The following is an 8208-nucleotide window of genomic DNA, read 5'->3' on the forward strand; positions in this document are numbered from 1 at the left end:
GTTTAGAGAAAAGATAATTGTGATTAAGGAGGAACTGAGATGGCTGAAACAACACGTCAACAAAAAAGAAAGAAAAAACATCCGGTCAGAAATCTTATTTTATGGCTAATTTTAATTCTTGTATTAGCTGTGGCAGGAACTGTCGGCTATGCGTATTACAAAGCACAATCGACAGTGAAAGAGATTAATGCACCGTTGAAAACCACATCCGAAAACATTGCTAAGAAAAAACCATTTAGTGTGTTGTTACTAGGCACAGATGATGACCTCAATAATAAGGGACGTAATCGTGCGGGGTTATCGGACACGATGATTTTAGTGACAGTCAACCCACAAACGAATAAAACATACATGTTAAGTTTGCCACGTGATACACGAGTGCCAATCGTGGGGCACGGTACAGAAGAAAAAATCAATTCAGCCTTCGCCCATGGCGGCGCTCAAATGGCAGTTGATACTGTATCCTCATTTTTAGATGTGCCGGTGGAGTATTATGTGAGCATGAATATGGAAGGTTTTTCTCAGCTTGTTGATGCCGTTGATGGTGTGACCGTTAATAATACGTTGGAATTCAGTCAAGATGGCTCGAATTTTGCTGTTGGTACGCTCAAACTAAATGGAAAAGATGCGTTAAACTATACACGAATGCGCTATGAAGACCCTAAAGGTGATTTTGGTCGTCAACAGCGTCAACGCCAAGTCATTGAATCGGTTGTACAACAAACGTTATCAAGTAGTGTCTTATTTAACTACAATGATATTTTGGCGGCTATTGGCAAAAATGTTGAAACGAATTTTGAGACAGACGACTTGGTCACAATGGCTAAAAACTATCGCAGCGTCGTCAATAATCTGTCAGAAGATACGCTCGAAGGTGGCACCGGAGAAACGTTACTTAATCCAGATGGTGAAACAACAAGTTGGTACTACGTAGTGTCAGATGAAGTTGTTTCTTCATATCAAGCGAAGGTGAAAGCCGTTTTAAAAGGTGAATAAATAATGACAGTGAAATCACGGCAGTTGTAGGCTGATTAGTGGTTTTAAATGGAAAAGCATCGACAGTTTATGTCGATGCTTTTTTTGACTGCTTTTTCAGTAGGTATCACAGCTTTAATGTTCACTCGCAATACGTGAATCAATAAAGTCAGCGAGATGTACCATTAGCTCAATTGTTGTACGCGGTTGTTGTGGTGACCCCCACTCGGCTTTGCCATGATGTGATTGAATTATCGCGATGGCATCGAGCCAAGCATTTAGCGGCAGCAACGTTGCTTGTTGATACATTGCCCGTGATAGATACATCACGCCAAGTTGGATGTGGCCAAAACGTTTGCCAATGACATCCATATCAATTGCTCCTGCGCGATAATGTGGCACTTCAAAGTCCGCGCCAAACCAGAGCTTGTATTTTTCGCCCGAATTATCACCAACCGTACTGTATTCGATGATTTTACCGATGTCATGAAAAATAATGCCAAACACCAACGTATTGATTGAACCTTGATCGTGTAAGTGAGCAGCTAACGTTTGCTGACAAATACTTAAAAGATGTTCACTCGCTTCAGAATAGCTGTTAAAGGGTAACCGTGGTTGCTCCTTTGCCACACTGGTGAGCATTTCTTGCCAACCTAACGATTGGAACAGTCGCACTAGCACATTAAAATGTTTTGCTAAGGTCAGCGGGTCATCACTCTGTGCGAAAATCGTTGTGGCAATCCGTAAAACTTCTACAGTATGTTGTAACAAACCACCGCGGTAGTTATGGTGATGGCCTTTGGCACCATAGCGTGTTGCAAAGTCAGTCCATACCTCATCGAGTAGCGTAAAGGTAGCTTGTTGATGCGCTTCATCAAGCAGGGAGATATAATAAAAAAATTCATCGACGATTGCTTGAAAGCTAACATCTTCTGGTAATTGTCGTTGCAACGCTTGGGCCGCCGTTTCATCTAAATGAAGTGGCTTAATTTGTGTACACATAATTGAAAAACGACCGCTCCCTTTCGGAAATTCATTCATTTTCCCACTAATATGAGCGGCGGTTGTTTCAAGTAATTCCAATTGTTGCCGTCCATCGCCATTAACCCATTGTCGTCCTTCGAACGTCGCACTCGTATTTTCTAACTGAAAACTGATATATTTACCTTTATTAAGGGCTGTACCGACTAAAAAGGTGCCTGAAACGGGAAGCCCATCTGTTTGATTGAGCGTTGTGTCTGCTGTTATTGTCGACTTAATCGGTGTAGGGAAACGCCTCGCTAGCTGCTGATGTTGTAACTGAGCAAGTCCGGCTTCGATGGTTGCTATAGAGGGTTTACCATAAAAAGCTTTTTTGCCATCTTGACCTTCAAAAAAGAGTGTTTTAGTTTGCATAATTAATCCTCTCTTGTCGCAAATTAACGTGCTGTTTGGATACTTCTATTGTAAATCGTTGGACAAAACATAGCTATTAAAATCATTTTTGATTTTATGGTATGATAGGAGAGACGGATTTTTGATTTCAATTTCATTAAAAAACCTCTATAATATAAAATACAATTAACGAGAATTAAAGGAGTGCAAACAATGCCATTAACAGCCGGAATCGTTGGCTTACCAAACGTTGGTAAATCAACCTTATTTAACGCAATTACAAAAGCTGGTGCAGAAGCAGCGAACTACCCTTTTGCAACAATTGACCCAAACGTAGGTCGTGTCGAAGTTCCAGACGAACGTCTAGGCAAACTGATTGAAATGTATATCCCCAAAAAATCAATTCCCACAACATTTGAATTTACCGATATTGCTGGAATAGTACGTGGTGCGAGTAAAGGTGAAGGATTGGGTAATAAATTCTTATCTCATATTCGTCAAGTGGATGCCATTTGTCATGTTGTCCGTTGTTTTATTGATGAAAACATCACCCATGTTGAAGGTCGTATTAATCCTTTGGATGATATCGAAACAATCAACCTTGAACTTATTTTAGCGGATTTAGAATCAGTGGATAAACGTGTGAAGCGTGTTGAAAAGCTTGCGAAACAACGTGATAAAGAAGCGGTGGATGAATTAGCAGTGCTTGTAAAAGTACAAGAAGCATTAGAAAATAATAAACCGGCTCGTTCATTAGATTTAAGCGAAGATGAACAAGCAATCATGAACGGGTTGTTTTTACTAACATCTAAACCAGTCCTTTATGTGGCAAACGTTGCTGAAGATGAAGTAGCAGAAGGCAGTGAAAATCAATTTGTTGCAAGCGTACGTGAATATGCAGCAGCAGAAAAAGCTGAAGTTATCGTAATCTGTGCAAGTGCCGAAGAAGAAATTGCGGAACTTGATGATAAAGATAAACTTGATTTCCTCGAAGCGATGGGCGTTGAAAAATCAGGCTTAGACTTACTGATCCATTCAGCTTACTCATTACTTGGTTTAGCAACTTACTTCACAGCGGGTGTGCAAGAAGTTCGTGCTTGGACGTTCCAACAAGGGATGAAAGCACCGCAATGTGCCGGCATCATTCACTCTGACTTTGAACGTGGATTTATTCGTGCGGAAACTACAGCTTATGCTGATTTAGTTGAGTATGGATCAGAAAAAGCAGCCAAGGAAGCTGGACGTGTCCGTGCTGAAGGTAAAGATTACGTTGTGCAAGATGGCGATGTGTTACATTTCTTATTTAACGTTTAATTAATAGGGGGAGTACTTGATGGAACAAACATATGGTTTCAATCACGAAGGCTTAACGAAAAAAAAATCGACAATACATTGTGGATGTTGAACGTCATCTTCGTACGGCAGCAGTCTTGCCAGCCGATCAAATTAAAACATTAGTAGATGAGATGGCGACCGAAGTACAGACCGCTCAAAAACAAAATGTAACAGCACGTCAACATTATGGCAAAACACCGCAACAGTTTGCGGCGGAACAAAATGAAGTTATCACGAAACCAAAACCAAAAGAAGCGTCTTGGTGGCTACGTGGTGTTGATGGTGGTTTACTCGTTATGGGAATTATGTTGCTTGCAGTTGCAGCAACGGCCTTTATCGGCAAATCCAATGAAAGTGTCACATCGATTCCAATTTCATTAATTCTAATGTCGTTTGTAATTGGTGGGGCTGGGATGGCCGGTATGCAATATTACACGTTGAAAATTAGAGATCAAGGTAAAAAAGGCTTACTGAAGTATGCCTTATATGCAGTCGTATTTGTCATCGTGTGGATGTTGTTAGCCTTTGTCTTTACAGCTATCTTACCGGTTAACTGGAACATTGTCTTACAACCGCCAATGGCAATTATTCTCGGTGTGCTAGTCTTAGTATTAAAATGGTACCTTAAACGTAAATACAATATCACACCGATTACTCGGTTCTAACATTTGAGACCTTCAGCAAAATGCTGAAGGTCTCAGACTGAAGATAAACGCTGTTCTAGGTCGTCAATGCTTCGCCTTATTGAAGTCGAGTACCATTTGTACACTCACCTCAAAGGCTCGTGTTTCCTAGAACAAAAGAATTTAAAGTCGTTCTAAACTTGGGTGATTTAAATACTAGAGGATATAACAACGTTTCTATTCAGTTTTATCATCTTGTAGACAAACTCGCTTGACCACTTTCCACAGAAAAAACAGTTTGATTCGACTTTGTCTACAATCTGAAACCTTCAGCTAAATGCTGAAGGTTTTTTTAGCTTATCTGTGGACAAAAGACATGAGATTATGTATGGTGTAAGTGCGGGTGAAAGCGCAACCAAAATCGACGTCGAGGAATCGTGAAACTCGCATTAATTAGGGTGATTTAATCATTTAATTAAAGGAGGAAACACATGGCTAAAGTGATTTGTGTCTTATACGATGATCCAGAAACGGGTTTTCCACCAGCTTATGCCCGAACAACATTACCAACAGTCACACATTATCCAGACGGTCAAACAGTGCCATCACCAACAGCAATCGATTTTAATCCCGGTGAATTATTAGGCAGTGTTTCTGGTGAACTAGGGTTGCGGTCGTATTTAGAAAGTCTCGGCCACGAATTAATTGTTACATCGAGTAAAGATGGTAGCGACAGTGTGTTAGAACAGGAATTACATGACGCGGAAATTATTATTTCGCAACCGTTTTGGCCAGCCTATATGACAGCCGAACGGATGGCGAAGGCACCGAAGTTAAAACTAATTATTACGGCTGGTATTGGTTCCGATCATACTGATTTAGAAGCAGCCAGCAAACATAATATTACTGTGGCAGAGGTTACCTATAGCAATAGTCATAGTGTGGCTGAACATGTTGTTATGATGATGTTGTCACTTGTTCGTAATTACCTGCCATCTAATGAATGGGTCCGTAAAGGTGGTTGGAACATTGCTGATTGTGTATCGCGCTCTTATGACATTGAAGGCATGCACGTTGGTACGATAGCCTCAGGTCGGATTGGTCTACGCGTCTTGCGCTTATTAAAACCGTTTGATGTGAATCTGCATTATTATGACCGCCGTCGTTTACCGCTCGAAGTCGAACAAGAGCTAGGTTTAACTTATCATGAGAGTGTGGCCAGTTTGACAAAAGTGTGTGATGTCGTTAATTTACAATGCCCGTTATACCCTGAAACAGAACATATGATTAATCGCGCCAGTTTAAAAGACTTTAAAAAGGGTGCTTACTTGATTAATACGGCTCGCGGGAAACTGTGTGAGCGCGATGCGATTGTCGGGGCGTTAGAAAGTGGCCAATTAGCAGGCTATGCAGGTGATGTCTGGTTTCCACAGCCAGCGCCAAGCGATCATCCATGGCGTACGATGCCGAATCACGGCATGACACCTCATATTTCGGGGTCGAGTTTATCTGCGCAAGCACGATATGCAGCCGGTACCCGTGAAATATTGGAATGTTATTTTGAAAATCGTCCGATTCGTGATGAATACTTGATTATTAAAGATGGTAAACTAGCCGGTGTCGGCGCTAAATCTTACGGTGAAGGCAATGCGACAGCTGGTGCTGAAAAAGCATAAAAGTACCAGCAACCGAAGGAATAATAGTGAACTCACCTCGTTTAACTTTGAAGATATTGGAATGCAAAAGAATAGCGACTAGTTACTGTTGCTACTTTTCACAGAAAAAGCAGTTTAATTCGACTTTTTCTACAATCTTGAGCCACCGCTTGTTGCGGTGGCTTTTTTGCTGTGTATAACTTTACAAACAACGAGTCTTAGTATAATATATAAAAAGTTAAGTACTTTGTACAAAGTACTTTTGTGAAAAACCGGAAGAAGGAGATAGAATAAATGAATTTCAAAAAATTTATGGGATTAACAGGGGTTAAGGCTTCGATTTTTATGGGGATTTTTTATGCAGTAGCAATGTTATTAATCTTTTTAACAGGTTATTCAGCATTACCAGCTAATATGGATGAACTGAAAGTAGCGATTGTAAATGATGATAAAGGACAAGCAGGCACGCAAATTTCAAAAGAATTAGCGAAGAGCCTTCCTTTTGAAATAAACAGTGATTTAACGAATGAAAATGCAATGAAGAAACTTGAAGATAATAAGTATGCGTTAGTGATTCATATTCCAGAATCATTTTCGGATAATGCAACAAAAGGAAAAGCAGCTGAAATTGACTTTACGGTCAACGAAGCTTCAGCAACGATGGTTTCTTCTGCAATGAAATCAGTCGTTTCAGAAATAAATACACAGTTGAGCGCGAATTTCTCAACGAAAACGGCCGAAGGTGTTTTGTTAAACATGAACGTGCCAAAAGAGCAGTCAGCAGCGATTGCGAAACAAATTGATCAAGCTTATGTTGGTAATTATGTCATTATTAATGATGTGCCTGACGGTATGAATAACAACATGTTACCGATGTTTTTAACAATGGCTTGTTATGTAGGTGCCATGATTGGTGCAATGCAATTAGTTAGTGCTTTTAAACAAAGTCGTGGGCGGGCGTCGCGGGTCAAACTGTTCGGTTATGTCCAAGGGGCAGCGTTAATTATTGCGATTGTTTCAACGATTTTTGCAGTCACAGTGGCCTTCTTCCTAACCGAGATGGGCTCCGATGTTTTAATCAAAATTGCGGGCCAACAAATCTTGCTCTACATGGCTGCATTTAACGTCTGTGCGATTTTTACCTTCTTAATTGGAGATGGTGGGATGATTTTGAATATCCCAATCTTATTGTCGCAAACAATTGCGAATGGTGCGACAATGCCACGTGAGATGATGTATGGGTACTTCAATGCGATTAGTCATGTGTCACCGATGTATTATTCCGTGCAATCGTATTTTGCCGTTATTTTTGGTTCAACTTCACAAGTACCGTTTTTATGGGGGTTAGCAGCTGTAGCAGTGGGTGCCATGTTAATTAATGCGTTAGTGGTCACATTTGTGCATAAAAAGCTTCCCGTTGACACCCAACCTGTAGTACTCTAAGATAAAGAAGATTCGCTCGATAGCTGAGCATCCAATTTAGTAGTCACTTGGAGGTGTAAGATGTCCATTCAGATTTATATTTTGAGTAAACTGATGCAAGGCGACAATTATCCTTATAAATTAAAAAAAGAATTATCAGAACCGATTCCCTTTGATAAATTGGGGAATTTAACGGAGAGTAAATTATACTATCATTTTGAAACACTAAAAAAGCAAGGATTTATTGAAACAACGCGTGTAATTAAAGAAGAGCATCGACCTGACAAAAACATCTTTTCAATTACAGCTAAAGGCCGAAAGCAATTGCCACTGAAAATTTATGAAGTATTTGAAAAAAGTCATCGTGTCGAAGAAATGATGATTGGTTTATTCTTTTTAGAACACGTCGATAAAGCACGTATTGTTGCGATATTTGAAGGTAAGTTAGCAGCATTACAAGCCAAAAGTGAGGAATTATCGTTGTTGTATCCACATGTCATTTCGCAAGGAAAAAAACGTGAGATGGTTGAATTCGTGGATGGTTATTTTACTGAAAAAAGGAATCGTGAAATGTCCTGGATGAGTGAATTAATCGCTAAATTAAAAAGTGAAATATCATAACAAAAAAGGAATCTCACAGGAGATTCCTTTCAGACTGAAGATAAACGCTGTTCTAGGTCGTTACGACTTGCTCGCTCGGGATTACGTACCATCAGTACGCGCACCGTCACTCGCTCGTCGTGCCTACTAGAACGAGAGGATATAACAACGTTTCTTTTCAGTCAAGTCATCTTGCAGCCAAAGTCACTTGAACTAACGTTCAA

6 protein-coding genes and 1 pseudogene are annotated in these 8208 nt (G+C 40.2%); 6 read left to right on the forward strand and 1 reads right to left on the reverse strand.

All coding sequences use genetic code 11. The features are described 5' to 3' along the window. The first annotated feature begins 39 nt into the window (after positions 1 to 39). On the forward strand, positions 40 to 996 hold the full coding sequence (locus tag BCAMP_RS01975; RefSeq protein WP_035313256.1) for an LCP family glycopolymer transferase: 957 nt from the start codon (positions 40 to 42) through the stop codon (positions 994 to 996). Positions 997 to 1110: 114 nt separating this feature from the next. Here BCAMP_RS01975 and BCAMP_RS01980 read toward each other — a convergent pair whose 3' ends face one another. Beyond that, positions 1111 to 2370 (reverse strand): hypothetical protein, encoded by a 1260-nt coding sequence (locus BCAMP_RS01980; protein ID WP_035313257.1) that lies wholly within the window; start codon positions 2368 to 2370, stop codon positions 1111 to 1113. A 192-nt stretch (positions 2371 to 2562) separates the two neighbouring features. Between BCAMP_RS01980 and ychF the strand changes: the two genes are divergently transcribed. The 5 genes and pseudogenes from ychF (at position 2563) to BCAMP_RS02005 (ending at position 8005) form a co-directional block, all read left to right on the forward strand. Further along, positions 2563 to 3663 (forward strand): redox-regulated ATPase YchF, encoded by a 1101-nt coding sequence (gene ychF, locus BCAMP_RS01985; protein ID WP_035313258.1) that lies wholly within the window; start codon positions 2563 to 2565, stop codon positions 3661 to 3663. Between the two features lie 71 nt (positions 3664 to 3734). Continuing rightward, a pseudogene (locus tag BCAMP_RS01990) lies at positions 3735 to 4349 on the forward strand (DUF1129 domain-containing protein); the annotation flags it as partial. Between the two features lie 449 nt (positions 4350 to 4798). Then, positions 4799 to 5983: an NAD-dependent formate dehydrogenase gene (locus BCAMP_RS01995; RefSeq protein WP_035313260.1), complete on the forward strand. Its 1185-nt coding sequence runs from the start codon at positions 4799 to 4801 to the stop codon at positions 5981 to 5983. Positions 5984 to 6256: 273 nt separating this feature from the next. Then, complete coding sequence (locus BCAMP_RS02000; RefSeq protein ID WP_035313261.1) at positions 6257 to 7405, forward strand: YhgE/Pip domain-containing protein; 1149 nt, start codon at positions 6257 to 6259, stop codon at positions 7403 to 7405. A 60-nt stretch (positions 7406 to 7465) separates the two neighbouring features. Further along, entirely contained in the window at positions 7466 to 8005 is a 540-nt protein-coding gene (locus tag BCAMP_RS02005; RefSeq protein WP_035313262.1) for a PadR family transcriptional regulator, read from the forward strand. Positions 8006 to 8208: the final 203 nt, after the last annotated feature.

This window comes from Brochothrix campestris FSL F6-1037, from assembly GCF_000525915.1.
GTDB classification, from domain to species: Bacteria; Bacillota; Bacilli; order Lactobacillales; family Listeriaceae; genus Brochothrix; species Brochothrix campestris.

Excerpts from the sequence above, each read along its gene's own strand:
- BCAMP_RS02000 (WP_035313261.1), top strand. The coding sequence starts at position 6,257 with ATGAATTTCAAAAAATTTATGGGATTAACAGGGGTTAAGGCTTCGATT.
- BCAMP_RS01980 (WP_035313257.1), bottom strand. The coding sequence starts at position 2,370 with ATGCAAACTAAAACACTCTTTTTTGAAGGTCAAGATGGCAAAAAAGCT.
- BCAMP_RS02005 (WP_035313262.1), top strand. The coding sequence starts at position 7,466 with ATGTCCATTCAGATTTATATTTTGAGTAAACTGATGCAAGGCGACAAT.
- BCAMP_RS01975 (WP_035313256.1), top strand. The coding sequence starts at position 40 with ATGGCTGAAACAACACGTCAACAAAAAAGAAAGAAAAAACATCCGGTC.
- ychF (WP_035313258.1), top strand. The coding sequence starts at position 2,563 with ATGCCATTAACAGCCGGAATCGTTGGCTTACCAAACGTTGGTAAATCA.
- BCAMP_RS01995 (WP_035313260.1), top strand. The coding sequence starts at position 4,799 with ATGGCTAAAGTGATTTGTGTCTTATACGATGATCCAGAAACGGGTTTT.